Raw genomic sequence first — 21,203 nt, forward strand, 5'->3', positions numbered from 1 at the left:
GGCCGAGGGGGCGGCAGACTTGATCCCCGCCCGGTTCGGGCCCAGAGATCGCCGCATGCCGCCCGTGCCGCCTCACGAACCGTCTGCCCCCGGCCGGGCATGGCCGAATCGGGTGGTGGGGCCCGATCCGGCGTTCTGCGGGCTCGCGGCGGTCGCGCTGGCCGCCACCGCCTGGCTTGCGCCGCGCCACTTCGCCGGCGAGGTGGCCTGGCTGCTGCCGGCCTGGTCGGTGTATCGCCCGCTGCGCATCGCCGGGCGGGGGGTGCATGGCTGGCTGCTGGCCGCGCTCGCGCTCTGGGCAGGACTGTCGCCGGTCGGCGCCGGGACCGGCTCCGCCGCCATCGCGACGGTGGCGGCCGTGGGTGGGCTGGTGTGGATGGTGGTGGCGGGGGGCGGCCTGGCGAGCGCTGCCGCGCTGGTCGTCGCCGGCGGCCTCGCTTGCCTGTCCATCGCGGGGCTGGTGCCGGGCACGGCCGGACCGGCCTGGCCGTGCGTGCTGGCACTCGTCACCGGTGCGGCATCGCTGGGGCTCGGCGTGGCCCGAGGCGAGCGGCGGCGCGCCGCGCTGGGCGGGCTGGGGCTGCTGCTCGCCGCACCTGGTGCGCTGGCGCTGGCACGCGGGCTGCCCGCACCCGCTCCGCTGCCCGCGCTGGCAGCCCTTGCGGGTCTGCTGGCGCTGATCGCCGGGGACGATCTGGTGCCGCCCGCGACCCTGCGGCGGATGCCGCGCTGAGATGACGCAGCCGCTCGCCTCGTTCGAGGACACGCGCCACCGCCTCGCCGGGCCCGATCTGGCGCGCTGTATCGCCATCGTCTGCGTGCTGATCACCCATGATGGCGGGCTGGTCGCCGCGCTGCTCGGGGTCGGGCTGCCGCTGCATCTCGCGTTCCTGGGCTTCTTCGGCGTGATGCTGTTCTTCGTGCTCAGCGGGGTGCTGATCGGCACCCTCATGCTCGACCTGGTCGAGCGTGGCGCGGGCCTCGGCGACTGGTGGGTGTTCCTGCGCCGGCGCTGGGCGCGCACGCTGCCGGCCTATGCCGCCAGCCTCGTCATCATCGCCGCCCTGACCCCGCTCGGCGGGCAGGGGGTGGACATGGCCGGGCTGGGCCGGGTGTGGGGGTTCTATGCGACACTGACGCAGAACCTGTTCTGGCGTCCGGTGTCGCCCTGGTTCGGCCAGTCCTGGTCGCTGGGCGTCGAGGAATGGTTCTATCTGGGCTTTCCGGCCCTGCTGGTGCTGGCCGGCTGGCTGCGCGCGCCGGGGCGGGTGGGGTTCGGCGTCGTGCTGACGCTGTTCGTCGTCGTCCCGATCGGCTGGCGGCTGGGTCTGGCACCGGATGCGGACTGGGACGAGGCGACCAGCAAGATCGTCGCCTGCCGGCTCGATTCGCTCGCCTGCGGGGTGGCGGCCGCGCTCGCGATGCGGGGCTGCGCGGGGCTGCGGCGGTTATGGGCGCCTTGCCTGGCGATCGGCGCGGCGATGGTGATCGGGATCTGGTGGAGCGACTGCCTGCCGTTCCCGCTATGGAGCGAGGGGGTCAAGCGGATCGTCCTGTTCGACGTCGTCGGCCTCGGTTTCGCGCTGTGCATGCCGGCCGCGCTGCGGCTGCGCCGGCTGCCACGCCCGGCCGCCGGGCTGGTGCGCAGCCTGAGCACGCACAGCTACGGGCTGTATCTCTGTCATCTGCCGCTCGCGCTGCTGACCGGCGAACTGCATGCGCGCGGCCTCGGCGCGCTGCCCTGTCTGGTGTTCCTGGCCCTCGCCACCATTGGCGGCGCGGCCCTGTCGTGGCGCTGCATCGAGCGCCCGTGTCTGCGCCTGCGCCCGGCTCAGACGCCGACGGGCTGATCGCGGGCGGCAAGGGCTGCCGCGAGCCGGGCGATGACCGGCGGCCAGGCCTGACGCGGCGGCAGCGGGGCGGGCTGCACGAGGCGGCGCAGCCCGGGATAGAGCGGCGGGCCGAACGCCTCGCGCCAGCGCCAGTCGCCGCCGGCGCGATCGAGCAGCCACAGCGGCGCCCCCATCGCACCGGCGAGATGGGCGGCCATGGTGTCGACCGCGACCACGCCGTCGAGGGCGGCGATCGCGGCGGCGGTGTCGGCCAGATCGGTGAACGGCCCGCCTTCCGCCATCCAGTCGGGCCGGTCCGCACCCTCGGAGAGGGAGACGAAGCTCACCCCGGTGAGCGCGCCCAGCGGTGCGAGCAGGTCCGGCGGGATCGAGCGGCGGCGGTCGTAGCGGTAGGCCGGGCTGCCCTGCCAGACGAGGCCCAGGCGACGCCCCTTCAGACCGGCGAAGCGCGCCCGCCAGGCATCGATGCGCGCAGGCGGCAGCCGGATCCACACCGGATCGGCGGGCGGGTCGCCGAGCAGATGCGGCAGGCCGGGCAGGCCGGCGCGACAGGTGGCGGTCCCCTCCCCCTCGTCGAAGACGATAGTCTCGAACGAGTCCGCCACCAGCCGGCGCATCGCCTGCGGCACGCGCAGCACGATGCGCGCCCGCGCCCTGGCGGCCGGCAGGTAGCGCAGGAAATGCAGCGCGTCGCCCAGACCCTGTTCCACCTCCAGCCGCACCACCGCGTCGGTCGGCTGGCCGTCCCAATTCGGCAGGTCGGAGGCTGGCAGCAGGGCCGCGCGCGCCTCGAACGCCGCCCAGCCCTCCGCACGGCGGCCGGTGGCGAGCAGGACGGAGGCCAGCGTCAGTTCCGCCTGCGGCATCGCACCTGCGGCGAGGATGGCGCGCAGCCGGGCTTCGGCGGCGTCGAACCGGTCGCGCTCGAACAGCACCGACGCCCGGCCGAGCGCGATCGCCGGCTCGCCGGGGGCGGCGCGTTCGGCTTCGGCGAGCAGCGCGTCGGCCCGGGCGACATCGCCCTGCGCATCGGCGACCAGCCCCTCGGTCAGCAGCGTCGCCGCGGTCGGCGGGGCAAGCGCGCGGGCCTCGGCGATCGCGGCGGCGGCCTCGTCGATGCGACCGGCGGCGTTCAGTGCGGCGGCGAGGTTGGCGTGGGCGGCGGGATCGCGGGGTGCGCGCCGGGCGGTCTCGCGCCAGGCGACGAGGGCGGCGTCGGTGGCGCCGAGGGCCACAAGCGCGAGCGCATGGGCGTGGTGATGCGCAGGCTCGGACGGATCGGTCTCCACCGCCAGCCGGGCGGCGGCGCTGGCGGCTTCGGCATGGCCCTCGGCGAGGAGGGCGGCCGAGAGCGCCGCATGCCAGCCGGCGCGCGGCCGCAACTGCACCGCGCGGCCGATCGCGGCGATCGCCAGCGCGTTGTCGCCGCCCGCCTGCGCGGTGGCGCCGAGCCCGAACCAGGCAGGGGCGAAGGTGGCGTCGCCGGCGAGGGCGGCACGATAGAGCCGGGCGGCGGTGTCGAGATCGCCGGCCCCGCGTGCGCGGTCGCCCTGCCGCGAAAGCGCGCGCGGGCTGGTATCTGGCGGCGGGTCGGCACTCATCACCGGCGTTGCTACCACCGGCGCGGTGATGGTGCATCCGTCTGCTTGCACAGCCACCGCCCGGCGCGCGAAGCTGGCGGGCATGGACACGCATCTCTCCAATACCGCCCCCGCCTATGACCGGCTCAAGCAGCGCTTCGCCCGCATCGCCACCCTCGGCGAGGCGGCGGCGATGCTGGGCTGGGATGCGCAGGCGATGATGCCCGATGGCGGCAGCGAGGCGCGTGGCGAACAGCTCGCCACCCTGTCGGGGCTGGCGCACGAGATGCTGGTGGCCCCCGAGACCGGCGCGCTGCTGGAGGCGGCCAGCACGCCGGACAGCTCGGCCTGGGATGTCGCCAATCTGCGCCTGATGAAGCGCAGCTATCTCAAGGCCACCGTGCTGCCCGGCGATCTGGTCGAGGCGCTGTCGCGCCAGAGCAATGCCTGCGAGATGGCGTGGCGGCAGGCCAGGGCGGAGAGCGATTTTGCCGCCATTGCGCCGAAGCTGGAAGGGCTGCTGTCTCTGGTGCGCGAGCAGGCCACCGCCCTGTCGGAGGTGCTGTCGCTTAGCCCGTACGACGCGCTGATGGACGAGTTCCAGCCCGGCATCGGGGCGGCGGATGCAGCACCGATCTTCGCGCGCTACGAGGCGTTCCTGCGTGACAATCTCGACGCGATCGAGGCGCGGCAGGCGGCGGGTCCGGCGCCGGTCGCGCTGCCCGCACTGCCGATCGATGCACAGGAGGCGCTGTGCCGGGATCTGGCCGCGCGGGTCGGGCTCGATTTCGACCATGCGCGTCTGGACCGCTCGATCCACCCATTCTGCGGCGGCACGCCGACCGACATCCGCATCACCACGCGCTACAGCGAGGCCGATCCGTCGAATGCGCTCTATGCGGTGGTGCACGAGACGGGGCACGCGCTCTACGAGGCGGGCTTGCCCAAGGACTGGCGCGGGCGGCAGCCGGTGGGGCAGGCCTGCGGCATGGCGGCGCATGAGAGCCAGTCGCTGTCGATCGAGATGCAGGCCTGCCGGTCTGACGCGTTCCTGTCCTGGCTGGGGCCGTTCCTTGCGGAACGGTTCGGCGATCATCCCGCCTATGCGCCCGACAATCTCGCCCGCGCGTGGCGGCGCGTGGAGCGCGGCTTCATCCGGGTGGATGCCGACGAGGTGACCTATCCGGCGCATGTGATCCTGCGCTTCCGGCTCGAACAGGCGATGATCGCCGGCGATCTGAAGGTGGCCGATCTGCCCGGCGCCTGGGCGGAGGGGCTGCATGCCCTGCTCGGCGTCACCCCACCCGACGACGCGCGCGGCTGCCTGCAGGACATCCACTGGTATTCGGGCGCGTTCGGCTATTTCCCGTCCTATTCGCTGGGCGCGATGACCGCCGCGCAGCTCATGGACGCCGCCCGCGCCGCCACCCTCGATCTCGATGCCGCGCTCGCGACGGGCGATTTCAGGCCGCTGCGGGGCTGGATGGCGGCCAACGTGCATGCGCAGGGCAGCCTGTACGGGTTCAACGACCTGCTGCGCCATGCCACCGGTGCGCCGCTCGGCATCGAGCCGTTCCTGGCCCATCTGCGCCGCCGCTATCTGGATTGAGCCGGCATGGTGCGACGGCGCGGACATATTGACTTAGTCCAATGGACCTGACTAGGCTTTGGTCATGAACGCGATCAACATCCATGAGGCCAAGACGCACCTGTCGCGCCTGGTCGAACAGGTCGAGCGAGGCGAGAGCGTGGTGATCGCGCGGTCGGGCCGGCCGGTGGCACGGCTCGCACCGCTGGATGCGCCGGCACCGGGACAGAAGCGGCGGCTGGGGTTCCTGTCGGGGCAGATCGCGGTGCCGGAGGATTTCGACCTTATGGGCGAGCAGGTGGTGGCAGCACTGTTCGAGGGCTGAGCGCGCGTGCGGCTGCTGCTCGACACTCATCTGCTGCTCTGGGCGGCGGGCGATCCGGCGCGGCTGTCGGACGCGACACGCACGCTGATGTCCGACCCGGACAACGAGCTGTGGTTCAGCGCGGCCAGCCTGTGGGAAGTCGCGATCAAGGCCGGGCTGGGACGCGAGGATTTCCGTGTCGATCCGCATCTGCTGCGCCGCGGCCTGCGCGACAATGACTGGCACGAACTGCCGATCTCCAGCCGCCATGCGGTCACCGTCGCCACCCTGCCCGACCTGCACCGCGACCCGTTCGACCGTCTGCTGGTGGCGCAGGCGACGGTCGAGGGCCTGCTGCTGCTGACCCGCGACCCACAGGTGGGCCGCTATCCCGGACCGATCCGGCTCGTCTGACGCCTCGCCGCGCGCGCCACGATGCGGTATGCTGATCGGATGCGATATGTTTCGACCCGCGGCGAGGCCGAGCCGCGTGATTTTGCCGGGGTGTTAATGGCGGGGCTCGCCGAGGATGGCGGGCTGTTTGTGCCGGAAGCCTGGCCGCTGATCGCGGCCGACCAGTGGCGCACGATGCGGGGGCTCGACTACCCGACGCTTGCCGCGCGCCTGATCGCGCCGTTCGCCGCCCCCTCCATCGACGAGCCGACACTGCTCGGACTGGCACGGGACGCGTATGCGGGGTTCGGGCATCCGGCGGTGGCACCGCTGGTGCAGATCGACCGCAACCTGTTCGCGCTGGAACTGTTCCACGGGCCAACCCTGGCCTTCAAGGACATGGCGATGCAGCTGCTCGGGCGGCTGTTCGACCATGTGCTCGGCGAAAGCGGCGCACGGGTGACGATCGTGGGCGCGACCTCGGGCGATACCGGATCGGCGGCGATCGCGGCCCTGTGCGACCGCACCTGCGTCGATGTGGCGATCCTGCATCCGCAAGGACGCACCTCGGAGGTGCAGCGGAGGCAGATGACCACCGTGCTGGCATCCAACATCAGCAACATCGCCGTGACGGGCAATTTCGACGACTGCCAGGACCTGGTGAAGGCGATGTTCGCCGACGCGCCGTTCCGCCGCGAGCTGAACCTCTCGGCGGTCAATTCGATCAACTGGGCGCGGGTGGCGGCCCAGATCCCGTATTACGCCTATGCCGCCCTCGCGCTGGGCGCACCGGACCGGGAGGTGGCGTTCGCGGTGCCGACCGGCAATTTCGGCAACGTGCTGGCCGCCTGGGCGGTGCGCCGGATGGGGCTGCCGGTGCGCGCGCTGGCCATCGGGGCGAATGTCAACGACATCCTGGCCCGCTTCCTCGCCGCCAACGACATGTCGATCCGGGCGGTCACGCCCTCGCTGTCGCCGAGCATGGATATCGGGGTCAGCTCCAATTTCGAGCGGCTGCTGTTCGAACTGCTGGGGCGCGATGCGGGACGGGTGCGCCAGATCATGACCGGTTTTCGCACCACCGGGCGCATGGCGGTGCCGGATGCGGCGTGGCGGGAGGCGAGCGCGCTGTTTTCGGGCGTCACACTCGACGACGAGGCGGTGATCGCCGCCATCCGCGAGCTGCATGCGCGCACCGGCTACGTGGCGGAGCCGCACAGCGCGATCGGCATCGCCGCAGGGGAGCATCTGCGCGCGACGCTGCCGCCCGAGGTGGCGGTGGTGGCGGCGGCGACCGCGCATCCGGCAAAGTTTCCCGATGCGATGGAGCGCGCGCTCGGCTTTCGCCCGCCGTTGCCGGCCGCCCTCGCCGACCTATATGAGCGTGAGGAACGCTACGTCACCGCCGACAACGATCTCGGCGCGATCGAGGCCCTGGTACGGGCGCATGCGCTGCGCAACGCGGTCCCGGCCTGATCCACGCCGACTGTCCCTTTCGATTTTCAGGAACGCTTGATGCCCGAACCCACCCCCGTCCGCGTCACCACCCTGCCCTCCGGCCTGACGGTCGTGACGGAGCGGATGGAGCGCGTCGAGACGGTCAGTTTCGGCGCCTATGTCGCCTCCGGCACCCGCCATGAGCGGGCGGAGGAAAACGGGGTGTCGCATTTCCTCGAACACATGGCGTTCAAGGGCACCGAGCGGCGCTCGGCGGCCCGCATCGCCGAGGAGATCGAGGATGTCGGCGGCCATATCAACGCCTACACTGCCCGCGAGCAGACCGCCTACTACGTCAAGCTGCTCAAGGAGGATCTGGGGCTGGGCGTCGACATCATCGGCGACATCCTGACCCATTCGAGCTTCGCGCCCGAGGAGCTGGAGCGCGAGCGCGGGGTGATCCTGCAGGAGATCGGCCAGGCCAACGACACGCCCGACGACATCATCTTCGACCATTTCCAGGCCACCGCCTATCCGGACCAGCCGATGGGGCGCCCGACGCTGGGCACCGAGGCCCTGATCCGCGAGATGAAGCGCGACACGCTGACGGGCTACATGCGCGACCATTACGCGGCCGCGAACACGGTGATCGCAGCCACCGGCAACCTGCATCATGACGATGTGGTCGCGCTGGTGGAGCGGCATTTCGCCGATCTGCCGCGCCACACCGCGCCGAAGCCGGTGGCGGCGCGCTACATCGGTGGCGAGTTCCGCGAGAGCCGCGATCTCGACCAGGTGCATGTCACGCTGGGCTTCCCGTCGGTCGGCTACGGGCATGGCGACTACTACGCGACCATGCTGCTCGCCACCGTGCTGGGCGGGGGGATGTCGTCGCGGCTGTTCCAGGAAATCCGCGAGCGGCGCGGGCTGGTCTATTCGATCTACGCCTATCACGCGCCGGCCACCGATGGCGGGGTGTTCGGGCTGTATGCCGGCACCGGCGAGGATGAGGCGGCGGAGCTGGTGCCGGCGACGCTGGACGAGCTTGATGCGGTCTGCCGCCATATCGAGCCGGCGGAGCTCGCCCGGGCACGCGCACAGGTCAAGGCGGGGCTGCTGATGTCGCTGGAGAGCACCGGCAATCGCTGCGAGCAGATCGCCCGGCAGTACGAGCTGTTCGGCCGGCTGATCCCGACCGCGGAGACGGTGGCGAAGATCGATGCGGTCGGCCTCGACGATCTCAAGCGCGTGGCATCGAACCTGTTTGCCGGCGCGCCGACACTGGCGACGATCGGACCGGTCGACCGCGTACCCGGGGTGGGCGCGATCGCCGCGCGTCTCGGCACCCGTGCTGCGGCCTGAGCCGATGCCCGACGCCCATATCCCTCCCGATGGCGGCCTCGACCGGCTCGCCGATCTCATGGCCCGCGCGCGCGCCCACGGGGCCGACAGCGCCGATGCGGTGATGTTCGAGAGCACCTCGCTCAGCCTGTCGGTCCGCCACGGCAGGCCCGAGGAACTTGAACGCGCCGAGAGCACCGATGTCGGGCTGCGGGTGTTCGTCGGGCAGCGCAGCGCGATCGTGTCGGCGACCAGCCTCGATCCGCGGGGGTTCGATCTGCTGGCCGAGCGCGCAGTGGCGATGGCGCGGGTGGTGCCGGAGGACCGTTTCGGCGGGATCGGGGATGCGGATGCGCCGTTCGATGCGGCGATCGGCGCCGCACTCGACCTCGACGACCCGGCCGGCGAGCCGGAGGCGGCAGCACTCGAGGCCCGTGCGGCGGCGGCCGAAGCGGCAGGGCTGGCGGTGCATGGGGTCACCAACTCCGATGGCGGCTCGGCCGGCTATCGGCGCTCGCGCATCTCGCTGGTGTCCAGCCGCGGCTTCGCGGGCAGCTATGCGCGGACGTCGCATTCGGTCTCGGCGGTGCTGCTGGCCGGCGCGGGCACGTCGATGCAGCGCGACTACGACTATCATTCGACGGTGCATCTGGCCGATCTCGACGATCCGGCGCTGATCGGCGCACGCGCCGGCGGGCGGGCGGTGGCGCGGCTCGACCCGGTGCGGCCGAAGACCGCCACCCTGCCAGTGGTGTATGACCCGCGCGTCGCCGGCTCGCTGCTGGGTCATCTGCTGGGCGCGATCAACGGAGCGTCGATCGCGCGGGGCACCTCGTTCCTCAAGGACCGGATGGGTACCCGCATCCTGCCCGAGGGCTTCACGCTCCGCGACGATCCGCGCCGGGTGCGCGGGGGGGCGTCGCGGCCGTTCGACGGCGAGGGGATGGCGACCGAAGCCCGCGCACTGGTCGAGGACGGGATGCTGGTGAGCTGGGTGCTGGACGGACGCTCGGGGCGGCAGCTCGGGCTGGCGAGCACCGGCAACGCATCGCGCGGCACATCCGGCAGCCCGTCGCCCTCCACCACGAACGTCACGCTGAGCCCCGGACGCCTGACGCCGGCCGAGCTGATGGCCGATATCGGCGAAGGCATCTATGTCACCGAGCTGATGGGCAATGCGGTCAACGGGCTGACCGGCGATTACAGCCGCGGGGCGGCCGGGTTCATGATCCGTGACGGCGCGCTGGCCGAGCCGGTGGCCGAATTCACCATCGCCGGCAACCTGCTGGAGATGTACGCCTCGCTCGCCGCCGCCGACGATCTGGTGCTGCGGCGCGGGATGGATTCTCCTACACTTCGCGTCCATCCGCTGATGGTGGCAGGCGGCTGATTGTAACCCTATATTGCAGGGCATGATGCAGAACAGACCCTCAGCGTCCCTCTCCGCCGTCCTTGCCCTGCGTGTGATGACCGCGCTGCCGCTGGCGGTGCCGGCCGCGGCGATGATGGCCGCGCCGATCGTGATCGCGGCCACCGCCGAGGCGCGTCCCGGGGGCGGCAGCTCGTTCGGCAGCCGCGGCTCGCGCAGCTTCAGCCCGCCGCCCTCGGTGTCGATCGCACCGCGCGGGGCGACGCCGTTCAACCGGCCCGCACCGATGAACCCAGGGTTCAATCCGGGCTACCGCCCCTATGGCGGGTTCGGCTCGCGGCCGCTGCTGCACGGGTTCGTCGGCGGTCTGCTGGGGGCGGGTCTGTTCGGCCTGCTCAGCGGGCATGGGTTCTTCGGCGGCGGCTTCGGCCTGCTGTCGCTGCTGGGCACGATCATCCAGCTGACGCTGCTGTTCCTGATCGCGCGCTGGGTGTTCCGCCGCTTCTTCGCCCGGCAGATGGCGGGCGCGTCGATGCCGCGCGGCATGGCGTTCGGGGGCAATCCGGTGGCCGGCGGTGCTACCGCATCGAGCGCCCCGCTCAGCCTGCAGCCGCAGGATTTCCGCAGTTTCGAATCGCTGCTGACGCAGATCCAGTCCGCCTGGTCGCGCGGCGATACCGGTGCGCTGCGCCAGTTCACCACGCCGGAGATGGCGGCGAATTTCAACGCCCAGCTTTCCGACCTCGCCCGTCGCGGCCTGCGCAACCAGGTCTCGGACGTGCGGCTGGAGAAGGGCGAACTGTCGGAAGCCTGGTCCGAGCCCGGGGCGCAGTATGCGACGGTGGCGATGCGCTACAGCCTGGTGGATGTCACCACCGACGCCGGCGGGCGCATCGTCGATGGCAATCCGTCGGTCCGCGATCTGGTGACGGAATACTGGACCTTCCAGCGCCGTCCGGGCGGTGCATGGGTGCTGTCGGCGATCCAGCAGGCCGGGTAATCAGCCCAGCCAGCGGTCGATGGCGACCAGCGCGAAGATCGCGCTCAGATAGAACAGGGAGTAGCGGAAGGTCAGCCGCGCGGGGCGATCGCCGGTGAGGCTGACACCGTCCGCATCCTGCCGGTCGGTCAGCACCCGCCAGGCCAGCACGATGAAGCCCAGGCCCAGCCCCAGCGCGCCGAGGCCGAACACCGGCCCGGCGACGCCGGCCAGGGTCGGGACCAGCGAGACCGGCAGCAGCAGCAGCGTATAGGCGAGGATGTGCCGCCGCGTGCTGCGCGCGCCGTTCGTCACCGGCAGCATCGGCACGCGCGCGCGGGCATAGTCCTGACAGGCATACAGCGACAGCGCCCAGAAATGCGGCGGCGTCCAGAAGAAGGTGATGGCGAACAGCAGCACCGGCAGCAGCCCGACCTGCCCGGTCGCGGCCGCCCAGCCGATGATCGGCGGAAACGCACCGGCCGCGCCGCCGATGACGATGTTCTGCGGCGTCGAGCGCTTCAGCCACATCGTGTAGATCAGCACGTAGAAGCCGATCGAGCCGGCGAGCCAGGCGGCCGCGACCCAGTTGGTGGCCAGCCCCATCGCCAGCACCGCCAGCACCGACAGTACGCAGCCATAGACCAGCGCGGTGGTCGGATGCACCCGCCCGGCGGGAATCGGGCGGCGGCGCGTGCGCTGCATCACCGCGTCGATATCGGCGTCGAACCACATGTTGATCGAGCCAGCCGCGCCGGCGCCGAGTGCTATGCAGGCGATGGCGGCGAGGGCGCGCCAGGCGGCGAGGTGGGTTGGGGCGATGAACAGGCCGATCGCGCCGGTGAATACCACCAGCGACATCACGCGGGGCTTGAGCAGGGCGATGGCGTCGGCGGGAGACAGGCGCAGGGGCGAGACGGACGAGGTCACGGTCAGGCTGGGCAACGGGTCACTCACACGGCAGGTGCACGAGGGTGAACAGGCCGGCCGGCGGCACCGGGCGGATCGTCGCGCGGGCGCGATCCTCGGCCGGCAGCAGCGCGTCGAGCGCGAAATCGGGGTGCCAGCCGAGCAGGCGCGACGACGAGGCCATCGCGCGTTCCACCGCCAGCCGCGCGCCGCCCTCGGCGAGGAAATGGTTGACGAACAGGATGTGGCCGCCCGGCCGCACCACGCGCTTGAGTTCGGCCAGCAGGCGGCGGGGGTTGGGCACCACGGAGGCGACGAACATCGCCACCGCGATGTCGAAACTGTCATCGGCGAAGCTGGTCTGCTCGGCATCCATCTCGGCGAGGGCCGCGACATGGGCGAGGCGCTCGCGGCGGACGCGGCGTCGGGCACGCTCGAGCATGTCGGCCGACAGATCGATCCCGGTCACGCGCTTGTCGGCGTCGTAATACGGCAGGGCGAGGCCGGTGCCTACCCCCACCTCCAGCACGTCCGAGCCCGGCAGGGCGTTGGCCGCCTGCACCGCCCGACGGCGGCCGAAGGACGAGACCCCGCCGAAGACGATGTCATAGACCCCCGCCCAGCGCGCATAGGCGCGTCGGACATCGTGAGCGTCGAGCGCCGTGTGCGGGGCGGTGGGCAGGGTCGCATCCATGTCGCGATCTGTGTGCACCGCCCGGTCAGTCACGGCAAGGGTGCGCCGGCGCGCCACCCCATCAATTCTGCGTCCGTGGCAGGTCCGGGCGGCGGCTGTTGCCGCTGCACGCCGGAACTGCGACAGTCCGGCCACGAGCGAGACGAATGGACGGCAGGCAGTGGACCGATGAACAAGCTGGTCATATCGGTGGTTCTCGTCTTTGCCCTGGTGACGGTCGCCGTCGGACGCCTGCTGTCGGTCGGCTGGTTCAACATCATCGCGGTGATCGTGTTCGGTGGCTCCTGGACCGCCGCCATCTGCCTGTATTTCGGCAAGGAAATCTGGGCCTGGTTCGACAACCGCTTTCTCTAGCGCGCCGGCAGCCGGCGTTCGATCGCATCCCAGATCAGCGACGCGGTCTGGACGTCGTCGAAGCGGTCGATTTCCTGCAGGCCGGTCGGCGAGGTGACGTTGATCTCGGTGAGCCAGTCGCCGATCACGTCGATGCCGGTGAAGATCAGCCCCTGGTTGCGCAGCACGTCGCGCAGGGCCTCGCAGATCTCGCGGTCGCGGGGGGTGAGCCCGACGCGCTCGGCGCGGCCGCCGACATGCATGTTGGAACGCGCCTCGCCCTGGGCGGGGACGCGGTTGATCGCGCCGACCGGCTCGCCATCGACGAGGATGATGCGCTTGTCGCCCTGGCGCACCGCCTTTTCGTAGCGCTGCACCATCAGCGGCTCGCGCGAGCGGGCGAAATGCATCTCCAGCAGCGATTCGAAGTTCTCGTCATCGGAGCGGATGCGGAACACCCCTGCCCCGCCATTGCCGAACAGCGGCTTGATGATGATGTCGCCGAACTCGGTGCGGAATTCGCGGATCGCGCGCAGGTCCCAGCTCACCAGGGTGGGTGGCATCAGCTCGGGGAAATGCGTCACCAGCAGCTTCTCGGGCGCGTCGCGCACGGAGTTCGGGTCGTTGACCACCAGGGTGCGGGGGTGGATGTGCTCGAGCATGTGGGTGGCGGTGATGTAGGCCATGTCGAAGGGCGGGTCCTGGCGCATCAGCACCACGTCCATGCCGGCGAGGTCGATCACCTCGGGGCTGCCGAACTCGGCATGCGCGCCGCGGGTGCGGCTGACGCGGACCGGACGCGCACGGGCGGTCAGGCGCGACTCGCGCCCGCCGGGGCCGATGCGGCCCTCGCGCAGGCTCATCTCGCGGTAGTCGTAATGCCACAGCGCGTGCCCACGGCGCTGCGCCTCGAGCATCAGGGCGAAGGTCGAGTCCGCGTCGATGTTGACCGCCTCCAGCGGGTCCATCTGCACGGCAACCTTCAGGATTTCGGCCATATCACCCTCGGCAAGACTTCCACTCAGGCGGATGGATAGGCGATCGAAAGGATTTCCACCACCGCCCTGCCCTGCGGGGTGACGATGCTCACCTCGTCGCCCACCGCGCGGCCGAGCAGGGCACGGGCCAGCGGGGAAGCCAGCGAGATCTCGCCGCGCGCCAGTTCGGCCTCATCGACGCCGAGGATGCGCACCGTGCGTTCGGCGTCGTCATCACCCGCGTAGGTCACGGCCGCCCCGAAGAACACCCTATCGCGCCGCGCCTGTGCGGCCGGATCGACGGGAATGGCGCGGTCGATGCGGCGGGTGAGGAAGCGGATGCGGCGGTCGATCTCGCGCAGGCGCTTCTTGCCGTAGAGGTAGTCGCCGTTCTCGGAGCGGTCGCCATTGCCGGCCGCCCAGGAGACGATCTCCACCACGCGCGGGCGTTCGTCGCGCAGCAGGGCGTTGAGCTCCGACTGGAGCCGGGCCATGCCGGCCACCGAGATGTAGCGCCCCACCCCGGGCGGGGCGCCGGGAGCCTCGATCTCGTCGTCCTCGTCCTCGACGGCGTCGGCCTGCGACATCAGCCCGCCCGCAGGGTGAGGCGCGCCACGCCGCCGACATGCGCGCCGGGGTCGAGGATGGTCATGCCGGCATCGGCGATGTCGAGGTGATTGACCGCGTCGGTCATGTTGGTGGCGGGCTCCACGGCGAAGAAATCGCGTCCCGGCGGAACATAGACCACCAGATGACCGAACAGGGCATCGGCGGCGAGCTCGATCGACCGCCCCTCATCGGTGGCCGAAGGTGGCCAGGTCAGCGTGGCGAGCTGGTCCCAGCCGGAGAAGCAGTGGTCGATATCCACCCCGTCCAGCGTACGCGGCGGCGCGTAGAGGAACTCGCCCTCGCAGCGCAGCCTGCCGTCGGGCAGGCCGTCGGGCGTCTTGTGCCACACCGAGCGGGCGTCGAAACCGAGCCGGGTGCCGGCGACCTTTGGGAAGAACGGGTGCCAGCCGAGCCCCACCGGCTGTGGGCGGCGATCGGTGTTGTGGACGGTGATGCGCACCTCCAGCGCGTCGCCGGCCAGCCGGTAGAGCAGGGCGGCGTGGTAGGCGAACGGCCATTGCGCCCGCGCCGCCGGGGAGGACGGATCGTGATCGAAGGTCAGCCGGACGTAATCCTCGCCCTGCTCGGCGATGTCCCAGGGGTGCTGCCAGGCATTGCCGTGGATGGAATTGCGCTCGGGGACGAAATTATGGGCAAGCGCGAACGACTCGCCGCCGAAGCTGAAGCGGCCGTCGCCGATGCGGTTGGAATAGGGGATCAGCGGATAGGCGGCGACTGCCTGGCCATGCTGGTCGGCCAGGTTGGGGTCGGCGACCGGATGCAGCAGGGCGACGCCGCGATGCGTCCAGAAAGCAAGCGCGGCCCCCGTCTCGGGCAGCACGCCCAGACGCGATTCTCCGTGGGCCAGCTCGATCATGGTCTGCGTCTCCTCCCGCGCCGGCATCCTTGGCGGGCCGGTCCCGTTGCCTGTACGAACGCGCCAGAGGCGTCAGCGTCGCGCCTTGCGCCCGCCGCGAGAGGCTTTTTTCGGGTCGTAGCCGCCGCCACCGGGGCCGAGCGGCTGCGGGGTGCGGTCCTTTTTCGCGCGCTGGCTGGCAGACGACATCGGTGGCGGTGCGATGCCCATTTCCAGCGCCTCCAGACGCTTGATCTCGTCGCGCAGCCGCGCGGCGGTCTCGAACTCCAGATCGGCGGCGGCGGTGCGCATGCGCTTCTCGAGATCGGCGATCGCCGAGCGCAGGTCCTTGCCGACGAATTCGGTCACTTCCGCTTCGGCCACCGGGGCGACGGTGACGTAATCCTGTTCGTAGACCGAACTCATCGCCTCCGAGATGTGACTGCGCACCGACTGCGGAGTGATGCCGTGGGCCTCGTTCCAGGCCTGCTGCTTCTCACGCCGCCGCGCGGTCTCCTCGATCGCGTAACGCAGCGAATCGGTCATCCGGTCGGCATACAGCACCACCCGCCCGTCGACATTGCGCGCCGCGCGGCCGATGGTCTGGATCAGCGAGGTGCGCGAGCGCAGGAACCCTTCCTTGTCCGCATCGAGGATCGCCACCAGCGCGCATTCGGGGATGTCGAGCCCCTCGCGCAGCAGGTTGATGCCGATCAGCACGTCGAACACGCCCAGCCGCAGGTCGCGGATGATCTCGATGCGCTCGAGCGTGTCCACATCCGAGTGCAGGTAGCGCACCTTGATGCCGGCCTCGGTCATGTATTCGGTCAGGTCCTCGGCCATACGCTTGGTCAGCGTGGTGACCAGGATGCGCCCCCCCCTGCCGATCACCTCGCGGCACTCGGCGAGCAGGTCGTCGACCTGATGCTCGACCGGGCGGATCTCGGTGACCGGGTCGATCAGCCCGGTCGGGCGGATCACCTGCTCGGCGAACACGCCCGCGACGCGCTCCATCTCCCACGGGCCCGGGGTCGCGGAGACGAACACGGTCTGCGGGCGGAATGCCTCCCACTCGTCGAACTTGAGCGGCCGGTTGTCGAGGCAGGAGGGCAGGCGGAAGCCGTATTCCGACAGGATGGACTTGCGCGCATGGTCGCCGCGCTCCATGCCGCCGATTTGCGGCACCGTGACGTGGCTTTCGTCGACGATCAGCAGCGCGTCCTCGGGCAGGTATTCGAACAGGGTCGGCGGCGGCTCGCCGGGGCGGCGCCCGGAGAGGTAGCGCGAGTAGTTCTCGATGCCCTTGCACACGCCGGTGGTCTCGATCATCTCCAGATCGAAGGTGGTGCGCTGCTGGAGCCGCTCGGCCTCGAGCAGCCGGCCGCCCGTCACCAGCTCGTCGAGCCGCGATTTGAGCTCCTCCTTGATGTGCACCACCGCCTGGTTGAGCGTCGGGCGCGGGGTGACGTAGTGGCTGTTGGCGTAGACGGAGATCTCGTCGAGATCGGCGGTCTTCTCGCCGGTCAGCGGATCGAACTCGCTGATCGCCTCGATCTCGTCGCCGAACAGCGACACCCGCCACGCACGGTCCTCGTGATGGGCGGGGAAGATGTCGACCTGCTCGCCGCGCACCCGGAAGGTGCCGCGCTGGAAGGCGGCGTCGTTGCGGCGATACTGCTGCTCGACCAGCCCGCGCACCAGCGTGTCACGGTCGATCGCACCACCGGCCTGCAGACGGATCACCATGCGCGAGTAGGTCTCGACCGAGCCGATGCCGTAGATGCAGGAGACCGACGCGACGATGATGACGTCGTTGCGCTCCAGCAGCGCCTGGGTGGCGGCATGGCGCATGCGGTCGATCTGCTCGTTGATCTGGCTGTCCTTCTCGATATAGGTGTCCGAGCGCGGCACGTAGGCTTCGGGCTGGAAGTAGTCGTAGTACGAGACGAAATATTCCACCGCGTTGTTGGGGAAGAACTGCTTCATCTCGTTGTAGAGCTGGGCGGCAAGCGTCTTGTTGGGGGCCAGCACCAGCGTGGGCTTCTGGGTCGCTTCGATCACCTTGGCCATGGTGAAGGTCTTGCCCGAGCCGGTCACGCCGAGCAAAACCTGGTCGCGTTCACCGCTCTCGACCCCCGCCACCAGCTCGGTGATCGCGCGCGGCTGGTCGCCGGCCGCGTCGTAGGCGGACACCAGTTCGAGCCGCTTCGTGCGCGGCTTGGCGGGCTGTTTCTGCGGCACGAAATGGTCGAGCACCGGCATCGGCGCCGCACCGCGCTCCGCGAGCGCCAGCCCGCCCTTCGGGTTCAGATCATCCATGCCGTCAAGGTGGGCCTCGCACCGCGGCCTTGCAAGGCGAAGATCAGCGCCGGCGGCGCAACGCCAAGATCAGCGCCGGCGGCGCAAGGCGAAGATCAGGCGCCGGCGGCCGAGCGGATGGCACGGGCCATCGAGGCGATGCCGTTGCCGCGATTGGCCGACAGCGCCGCGATCAGGCCGAGGTCCTTGAGGAAGGCCGGGTCGGTGGCGGCGATCTCCTCGGCCGGGCGTCCCGAATAGACACGCAGCAGCAGGGCGACCAGTCCCGAGACGATGGCCGCGTCGGAGGCGCCGGCAAACGACAGCACGCCGTCCTGCGTGCGGCTTTCGAGCCAGACGCGGCTCTGGCAGCCGGGGACGCGGTGGGCGTCGTCCATCCAGGCCTCGGGCATGGCGGGCAGCTTGCGGCCGAGCTCGATGATGTACTGGTAGCGCTGGGTCCAGTCGTCGAACAGCTCGAGCTCGTCGCCGATCGCGGCGATGGCCTCGGCGGCGGTGGCTTCGGCGGGCTGGACGAACGGGTCGGGCGCGGACATGGGCCCGGATGTGGCGCGGGGCCGCCGCCGGGTCAACCCGTCAGCACGACCTCGAGGAAACGCGGCCCGTGCACGCCGACCACGCGCTCGAACTCGATATCGGCGGTCGCCGACGGGCCGGAGATGAAGGTCAGCAGGCGCGGCGTGCCCAGCCGGGCCAGCGCCTCGGGCAGCAGGCCGACGACATCGGCGGCATCGAGCACGCAGACATGCACGCGCGGCAGCACGGTGAGTGCGCGTCGGCCCTGGTCGGGGCGGTGGTCGAGCACGATGCTGCCGCTCTCGGCGATCGCGCAGGCGGCCCCGGTCAGCACCGCGTCGATCCGGTCGATGGCGGTGTGCGCAAGCAGGCCGTCATCCTCGGTGAGGGCGATGCCGGGCGGACGCCAGGCGGCGGGCACGCCCGGCGGGACGATCAGGCTGGTCGCATCATGGGCGGCGAGGCACGCGGCGACGGCGTCGGCGATCGCACCCTCCTGCCTGGCGCGGGCACGCGACAGGCGGGTGAGGCCGACGCCGTAATCGGCGAGACGCTCGGCGAGGCGGGCGACGAGGCCTGCACGCGGCAGGTCGAGGCTGTGGCGCCATGCGTCATCGGCCGGCGGTAGCGCGGGCTGGCGGATGTTGGCGGCGCGGATCGCAGCCAGGATCGCGCCCTTGGCGGAACCGTCGCGGATCACGACCCGCCCTCCCCGCGCCGCGCCCACCAGTCGCGGAAGCTCTCTTGCGGCAGGGGTGGTGCGTCGCGGGTCTGGGTCCACGCACCGAGCGGCCCGGGCAGCGGCAGCGCGCCGATCACCGCCGGCGGGTGGCGGCGGTCGCGGATCACCACGCGCTGCGCGATGCGGCCGGTGGCGGCGAGCGCGCGCATCAGCCGCGGGCGGGCGAGGGCGAGCCCGGCGGCGCGCATCGCCAGCGCCTCCGCATCCGGCAGGGCGCTCTCCGCCCGGCGGCGCGAGACGATGGTGCCGCGCAGATGCACCAGGATGCGCGGGATATTGATCTTCACCGGGCAGACCTCGTGGCAGGCGCCGCACAGGCTGGAGGCGAAGGGCAGGCTGTCGCCGCCATCGCGGAGCTGCGGGGTGAGGATCGCGCCGATCGGGCCCTGATACATCGAGCGGTAGGCGTGGCCGCCGGTATGTTCGTAGACCGGGCAGAAATTGAGGCAGCGCGAGCAGCGGATGCAGTGCAGCGTCTCGCGCGCCACCGGATCGGCGAGGATGCGCGAGCGGCCGTTGTCGAGCAGCACGAGATGGAAGTCCTGCGGGCCGTCGCCGGGCGTGACCCCGGTCCACAGCGAGGTGTAGGGATTCATCCGCTCGCCGGTCGAGGCGCGGGGCAGCAGCTGGAGGAACACGCCGAGATCGGCGAGGCGCGGGATCACCTTCTCGATGCCCATGATGGTGATCAGCGTGCGGGAGAGCGACAGGCACATGCGGCCATTGCCCTCGCTCTCGACCACGCAGACGCCGCCGGTCTCGGCGATGGCGAAGTTGGCGCCCGAGATGGCGAGATCGACGGAGAGGAATTTCGGCCGCAGATACGATCGCGCGGCGGCGGTCAGCGCGGGCGGATCGTCGGCGATGTCGTCGCGGCCCATGCGGGCGCGAAAGATCTGCCGGATCTCGGCGCGGTTGCGGTGGATCGCCGGCACCACGATGTGCGAGGGCGTGTCGTTGCCGAGCTGGACGACCATGTCGGCGAGATCGGTCTCGTGCGGGATGATGCCGGCGGCCTCGAGCGCGGGGTTGAGATCGATCTCGTCGGTGGTCATCGACTTGACCTTGATCGCCTCGCGCGCACCGCTGGCGCGGGCGAGGTCGGTCACGATCGCGCGCGCCTCGGCCGCATCGCGGGCCCAGTGCACGGTACCGCCGGCGGCGGTGACGGCGGCTTCGAGGGCGAGCAGATGGGTGTCGAGACCGGCCAGGGCGTCGGCCTTGCGCGCGGCACCCGCGCTGCGCAGATCCTGCCAGTCGGGCAGCTCGGCGGTGACGCGGTCGGTCTTGGCGCGGATGGTGGTGGTGGCCTTCCGCACGTTGCGGCGCATCTGTGCGTCGGCCAGGCCCGCATGGGCGGCGAGCGGAAAAGCGGTGTCGGGAAAACGGGTTTCGGGAAAATGGATGTCGTCGTCCATCACGCGATCTCCGGCACGCGCACCGTTTCGCGGGTGCTGGCGAGGATTTCCGCCAGATGCAACACGCGCACGCCGGTATGCAGACGCGACAGACCGCCACCGATATGGGTGAGGCAGGAATTGTCGCCGGCGGTGCAGATCTCGGCACCCGTGGACAGCACGTGACGCATCTTGTCGGCCAGCATCGCGGTCGAGGTCTCGGCGTTCTTGACCGAGAACGTGCCGCCGAAGCCGCAGCATTCGCGCAAATGCGGCAGCTCGACGAGATCGATGCCGTCCACCGCGCGCAACAGACGCAGCGGACGTTCGCCCAGATGCAGGGCGCGCAGCGAATTGCACGAGGCGTGGTAGGTCACGCGATGCGGGAAATAGGCGCCGACATCCTCGACGCCGAGGACGTCGACGAGAAACTCGCTCAGCTCGTGGACGCGCGGCGCGAGACCGGCCAGCCGCTCGGCCAGGGCATCGTCTCCGGCCTGGCTCGCCACATCGCGCAGACCGCCGCGCAGCATCGCCGTGCAGGAGGTGGACGGCACCACGACCGCCTCGGCGTCGTCGAACGTGTCGGCGAAGCGCCGTGCCGCGGCAAGGGCTTCGTCGCGATAGCCGGAATTGTGGTGCATCTGCCCGCAGCAGCCCTGGTCGGGGCGAAAGCGCAGGCTCTGGCCGAGACGTTCCAGCAGGGCGACCATCGCGCGCCCGGTCTGCGGATAGAGCGTATCGTTGATGCAGGTGATGAACAGGTCGACGCGCATCGTGCAGCCTCCGGTTCGTCACTGCGCCGATCCGGCCGATCGCGCAACCGCCCGCACGTGGCTGTGTCCAAAAACTCACAACGCGCCTTGAAGACGTTTCGTAACAATCCGCAGCCCGAACATCCCGCTATGACAAGAAAATGACTTCGCGGGTCGGTTGCGGGCAAGTTCATTGCCTGCCCACCCCGGCGGTCGGACGATCAGCGAAGATCGTCACGATGACAGGCTGTT

21 protein-coding genes are annotated in these 21,203 nt (G+C 70.8%); 10 read left to right on the plus strand and 11 right to left on the minus strand.

Annotated features, from left to right (window positions below):
- Positions 1-55: 55 nt before the first annotated feature.
- Entirely contained in the window at positions 56-733 is a 678-nt protein-coding gene (locus tag FHR90_RS11090) for a hypothetical protein (protein WP_183275254.1), read from the plus strand.
- Position 734: 1 nt separating this feature from the next.
- Positions 735-1,850 (plus strand): acyltransferase family protein, encoded by a 1,116-nt coding sequence (locus tag FHR90_RS11095; RefSeq protein ID WP_183275255.1) that lies wholly within the window; start codon positions 735-737, stop codon positions 1,848-1,850.
- Here FHR90_RS11095 and FHR90_RS11100 read toward each other — a convergent pair.
- Positions 1,832-3,544 carry a tetratricopeptide repeat protein gene (locus FHR90_RS11100; RefSeq protein WP_183275256.1) on the minus strand — a complete coding sequence of 571 codons (1,713 nt, stop codon included), beginning with the start codon at positions 3,542-3,544 and terminating at the stop codon, positions 1,832-1,834. The two genes, FHR90_RS11095 and FHR90_RS11100, sit on opposite strands and share 19 nt — an antisense overlap.
- Here FHR90_RS11100 and FHR90_RS11105 point away from each other — a divergent pair.
- The 7 genes from FHR90_RS11105 (at position 3,537) to FHR90_RS11135 (ending at position 10,865) form a co-directional block, all read left to right on the plus strand.
- Positions 3,537-5,042, plus strand: a complete 1,506-nt coding sequence (locus tag FHR90_RS11105) for a carboxypeptidase M32 (RefSeq protein WP_176624226.1) — start codon at positions 3,537-3,539, stop codon at positions 5,040-5,042. The two genes, FHR90_RS11100 and FHR90_RS11105, sit on opposite strands and share 8 nt — an antisense overlap.
- A 64-nt stretch (positions 5,043-5,106) precedes the next feature.
- Positions 5,107-5,346, plus strand: a complete 240-nt coding sequence (locus FHR90_RS11110; RefSeq protein WP_176624224.1) for a type II toxin-antitoxin system Phd/YefM family antitoxin — start codon at positions 5,107-5,109, stop codon at positions 5,344-5,346.
- 6 nt (positions 5,347-5,352) lie between these two features.
- The gene (locus tag FHR90_RS11115) at positions 5,353-5,739 is read left to right on the plus strand and encodes a type II toxin-antitoxin system VapC family toxin (RefSeq protein WP_176624222.1); all 387 of its coding nucleotides are present in this window, start codon (positions 5,353-5,355) and stop codon (positions 5,737-5,739) included.
- A gap of 39 nt (positions 5,740-5,778) precedes the next feature.
- Positions 5,779-7,194, plus strand: a complete 1,416-nt coding sequence (gene thrC, locus FHR90_RS11120) for a threonine synthase (RefSeq protein WP_176624220.1) — start codon at positions 5,779-5,781, stop codon at positions 7,192-7,194.
- Between the two features lie 39 nt (positions 7,195-7,233).
- Complete coding sequence (locus FHR90_RS11125; RefSeq protein ID WP_176624218.1) at positions 7,234-8,517, plus strand: M16 family metallopeptidase; 1,284 nt, start codon at positions 7,234-7,236, stop codon at positions 8,515-8,517.
- Between the two features lie 4 nt (positions 8,518-8,521).
- On the plus strand, positions 8,522-9,886 hold the full coding sequence (locus FHR90_RS11130; RefSeq protein WP_183275257.1) for a TldD/PmbA family protein: 1,365 nt from the start codon (positions 8,522-8,524) through the stop codon (positions 9,884-9,886).
- 76 nt (positions 9,887-9,962) lie between these two features.
- A complete protein-coding gene (locus FHR90_RS11135) occupies positions 9,963-10,865 on the plus strand; it encodes a Tim44 domain-containing protein (RefSeq protein WP_246330204.1) in 903 nt (300 codons plus the stop codon).
- On the opposite strand, the gene FHR90_RS11140 is transcribed toward FHR90_RS11135, so the two are convergent.
- Both FHR90_RS11140 and FHR90_RS11145 read right to left on the minus strand, forming a co-directional pair.
- On the minus strand, positions 10,866-11,789 hold the full coding sequence (locus tag FHR90_RS11140; protein WP_246330205.1) for a heme o synthase: 924 nt from the start codon (positions 11,787-11,789) through the stop codon (positions 10,866-10,868). It lies immediately after the preceding gene.
- Positions 11,790-11,793: 4 nt separating this feature from the next.
- Complete coding sequence (locus FHR90_RS11145; protein WP_176623116.1) at positions 11,794-12,447, minus strand: class I SAM-dependent methyltransferase; 654 nt, start codon at positions 12,445-12,447, stop codon at positions 11,794-11,796.
- A gap of 168 nt (positions 12,448-12,615) precedes the next feature.
- Here FHR90_RS11145 and FHR90_RS11150 point away from each other — a divergent pair, with 168 nt between their 5' ends.
- The gene (locus FHR90_RS11150; RefSeq protein WP_176623118.1) at positions 12,616-12,801 is read left to right on the plus strand and encodes a hypothetical protein; all 186 of its coding nucleotides are present in this window, start codon (positions 12,616-12,618) and stop codon (positions 12,799-12,801) included.
- On the opposite strand, the gene gshB is transcribed toward FHR90_RS11150, so the two are convergent.
- The 8 genes from gshB to FHR90_RS11190 form a co-directional block, all read right to left on the minus strand.
- Positions 12,798-13,778, minus strand: coding sequence for a glutathione synthase (gene gshB / locus FHR90_RS11155; RefSeq protein ID WP_176623120.1), 981 nt, complete (start codon positions 13,776-13,778; stop codon positions 12,798-12,800). The genes FHR90_RS11150 and gshB overlap by 4 nt on opposite strands.
- A gap of 23 nt (positions 13,779-13,801) precedes the next feature.
- On the minus strand, positions 13,802-14,344 hold the full coding sequence (gene greB, locus FHR90_RS11160; RefSeq protein ID WP_176623122.1) for a transcription elongation factor GreB: 543 nt from the start codon (positions 14,342-14,344) through the stop codon (positions 13,802-13,804).
- Complete coding sequence (locus FHR90_RS11165) at positions 14,344-15,243, minus strand: aldose 1-epimerase (RefSeq protein WP_176623124.1); 900 nt, start codon at positions 15,241-15,243, stop codon at positions 14,344-14,346. Before FHR90_RS11165 ends, greB begins: the two co-directional genes overlap by 1 nt.
- A gap of 72 nt (positions 15,244-15,315) precedes the next feature.
- On the minus strand, positions 15,316-17,541 hold the full coding sequence (uvrB, locus tag FHR90_RS11170; protein WP_176623126.1) for an excinuclease ABC subunit UvrB: 2,226 nt from the start codon (positions 17,539-17,541) through the stop codon (positions 15,316-15,318).
- A 95-nt stretch (positions 17,542-17,636) separates the two neighbouring features.
- Positions 17,637-18,077 (minus strand): SufE family protein, encoded by a 441-nt coding sequence (locus FHR90_RS11175; RefSeq protein ID WP_176623128.1) that lies wholly within the window; start codon positions 18,075-18,077, stop codon positions 17,637-17,639.
- Between the two features lie 32 nt (positions 18,078-18,109).
- Positions 18,110-18,757 (minus strand): LUD domain-containing protein, encoded by a 648-nt coding sequence (locus FHR90_RS17740; RefSeq protein WP_221188257.1) that lies wholly within the window; start codon positions 18,755-18,757, stop codon positions 18,110-18,112.
- The gene (locus FHR90_RS11185; protein ID WP_183275259.1) at positions 18,754-20,217 is read right to left on the minus strand and encodes a lactate utilization protein B; all 1,464 of its coding nucleotides are present in this window, start codon (positions 20,215-20,217) and stop codon (positions 18,754-18,756) included. The genes FHR90_RS17740 and FHR90_RS11185 overlap by 4 nt, the downstream gene beginning before the upstream one ends.
- Positions 20,217-20,972 (minus strand): (Fe-S)-binding protein, encoded by a 756-nt coding sequence (locus FHR90_RS11190; protein ID WP_176625948.1) that lies wholly within the window; start codon positions 20,970-20,972, stop codon positions 20,217-20,219. Before FHR90_RS11190 ends, FHR90_RS11185 begins: the two co-directional genes overlap by 1 nt.
- Positions 20,973-21,203: the final 231 nt, after the last annotated feature.

Source organism: Endobacter medicaginis, assembly GCF_014192375.1.
In the GTDB taxonomy this organism is placed as follows: Bacteria; Pseudomonadota; Alphaproteobacteria; order Acetobacterales; family Acetobacteraceae; genus Endobacter; species Endobacter medicaginis.